Source organism: Nostoc sp. CALU 1950, from assembly GCF_051172895.1.
Taxonomy (GTDB): domain Bacteria; phylum Cyanobacteriota; class Cyanobacteriia; order Cyanobacteriales; family Nostocaceae; genus Nostoc; species Nostoc edaphicum_A.
Genome location: NZ_JBDNJQ010000487.1, coordinates 1 through 256, shown reverse-complemented (window position 1 = coordinate 256; position 256 = coordinate 1). Strand labels below are relative to the sequence as shown.

General features: G+C 40.2%; 1 protein-coding gene. It reads left to right on the top strand.

Annotated elements, in window-relative coordinates:
• Nucleotides 1-256 (top strand): hypothetical protein (locus ABF638_RS38510; protein ID WP_435027971.1); only part of this gene is annotated, 256 nt, incomplete at both ends.

Here is a 256-nt window from a genome sequence, read left to right as displayed (position 1 = left end):
AGGGATAACAGAACAGATATTTTGGATCACAAATGTCATTTGAAGGGATTAGGTGAAGAATGGTATTCATTGAAGACTAGTGCAGCACCATCTACTAAGGTATTACAAAAGGAAGTTGAAAATGCTGTTACCATAATCTGCCAGAAGAAGTTAACAGAGCTTTATGAAAGGAAGAGCATACCAGAAATTGTGGAAGTGTTGTGTGTTGCTATTGGTGTGAGGGAGCAGCCCCCACCATCAACTGTGGGTACTTCTA